Origin of the sequence: Azospirillum formosense, assembly GCF_013340925.1 — a bacterium.
Taxonomy (GTDB): Bacteria; Pseudomonadota; Alphaproteobacteria; order Azospirillales; family Azospirillaceae; genus Azospirillum; species Azospirillum formosense.
This window is the reverse complement of the sequence record NZ_WHOR01000475.1, coordinates 1-1,733: the sequence shown is the minus strand read 5'-3', so window position 1 is coordinate 1,733 and position 1,733 is coordinate 1. Positions and strand designations below refer to the sequence as shown.

Sequence of the window (1,733 nt, the reverse complement as noted above, 5' to 3'; positions counted from 1 at the left end):
TCCTTGTGATCGGCAACGAGATCCTGTCGGGCCGCACCAAGGACGCGAACCTGTCGCACATCGCGGAGAAGCTGGCCGAAATCGGCGTCCGCCTGCGCGAGGCCCGCGTCGTTCCGGACGTCGAGGAGGAGATCATCGCGGCGCTGGACGCGCTGCGCGGCCGCTACGGCTACGTCTTCACCACGGGCGGCATCGGGCCGACCCACGACGACATCACCTCGGCCTGCGTCGCCAAGGCCTTCGGCGTGCCGCTGGAGCGCAACGCCGAGGCGGTGGCCCGGCTGGAGCGCCATTACGGCGACCCGTCGAAGCTGAACGAGGCGCGGCTGCGCATGGCCAACATCCCGGCGGGAGCGTCGCTGATCGACAACCCGATCAGCGCCGCGCCGGGTTTCCGCATCGGCAACGTCTTCGTCATGGCGGGCGTGCCCAACATCATGCAGGCGATGCTCGACGGCGTCCTGCCGCAGCTGGAGGGTGGGCCGGACCTGCACGCCCGCACGGTGGCCTGCGAACTGGCCGAGGGGCAGATCGCCGCCGATCTCGGCGCCCTGCAGGATCGCTACGCGGACCTGGAGATCGGCAGCTATCCCTATTTCCGGAACGGCTTCTTCGGCGTCAGCCTCGTTCTGCGCGGCACCGACGAGACCCGCGTGGTGGCGGCGACGGAGGAGTTGGCGGGCATCGTCCTGCGCTTGGGCGGTACGCCGAACGTCACGGTGGGGACCAAAGGCTAGGGACGTCTCTAGGACGCCAAACCATCCTTGGTCATATTGTCGCCGCGGTGGGTAATTCTATGTTGGGGACTATGACGTGACGCTCATGAAAAGTCGTGCCATGAAACCCTTCGAAAAAGCGGCAATCCTGTTCTTGCTGAAGCATCTGGCATCCGGCGTGGCCGGGGCTGTTGTTCTGGCGACGGGGCTTCTGGTTCTTGATGTCGCCAATCTGGCGACTCTGATGGGAAACAGCGATCACGGCATTATTGCTGCGATCATGCTGTATGCCAGCCTCATCCTCACCTTCGGCAGTGTGGCGATGGGCATCGGCATCATGACCCTGAATGAGGACACGCGACCCTGACCGGAGCCGGGTCGAATTCCATCCGGATGAAACCCGGCCGAGCCGGTGCCACTCAGAACGGCCCGAAGCTGTCGTACGCCCAGACCAGCGCCACGATGGCGGCGACCCAGATCGCCGCGTAGGGCAGCCAAGTGTTGCGGTTGCGTCGCAGAGCCGCCGGGACGACCAGCACGGCGACCATCAGCACGCTCACGACGCCCAGCCAGTTGATCGATTCCAAACTCACCTTCCTTGAACGCCAGGGTTGCGGGGATTTTTGCGTGTTCGAGAACCGAAATGCGCTCAATCCTTGACCAAACGCCCGCCGATTGTCTAAGTCAATCCAGCGGAACGGTGGGCTGCATACAATGATATGCAACTCCGGCGGGCGGGGGCAACCCGTTCTCCGAGCCGATCCGCGACGGTGCGCGGGCGTGGCGGAATCGGTAGACGCAAAGGACTTAAAATCCTTCGCTTTGGCATGCGGGTTCGAGTCCCGCCGCCCGCACCATACCTCAGGTGATGAAAACGCCATGGCGGCGCATGTGCCGACGGCGGCGTCGATGCAAGAGTCGTGAGTGAGGCAAACCGTCTCAGATTGAATTCCCCGTTCGCCCAGTCGCGTCCGGTTCCTATACTCGCATCGGTGGTGTGGGGCGGGTGCGCCCTGA

General features: G+C 64.3%; 3 protein-coding genes and 1 tRNA gene. 3 read left to right on the top strand and 1 reads right to left on the bottom strand.

What is annotated here, in order from left to right; translation table 11 throughout:
• Positions 1–737: competence/damage-inducible protein A (locus GBZ26_RS29165; RefSeq protein ID WP_174441767.1), on the top strand; the 737-nt coding region annotated here is incomplete at its 5' end.
• A 100-nt stretch (positions 738–837) separates the two neighbouring features.
• Entirely contained in the window at positions 838–1,083 is a 246-nt protein-coding gene (locus GBZ26_RS29160; RefSeq protein WP_145625590.1) for a hypothetical protein, read from the top strand.
• A gap of 52 nt (positions 1,084–1,135) precedes the next feature.
• On the opposite strand, the gene GBZ26_RS29155 is transcribed toward GBZ26_RS29160, so the two are convergent.
• Positions 1,136–1,303 (bottom strand): hypothetical protein, encoded by a 168-nt coding sequence (locus GBZ26_RS29155; RefSeq protein WP_174441766.1) that lies wholly within the window; start codon positions 1,301–1,303, stop codon positions 1,136–1,138.
• Positions 1,304–1,490: 187 nt separating this feature from the next.
• On the opposite strand from GBZ26_RS29155, the gene GBZ26_RS29150 reads away from it, so the two are divergent.
• Positions 1,491–1,573: transfer RNA gene (locus GBZ26_RS29150), tRNA-Leu, on the top strand.
• Positions 1,574–1,733 lie beyond the last annotated feature (160 nt).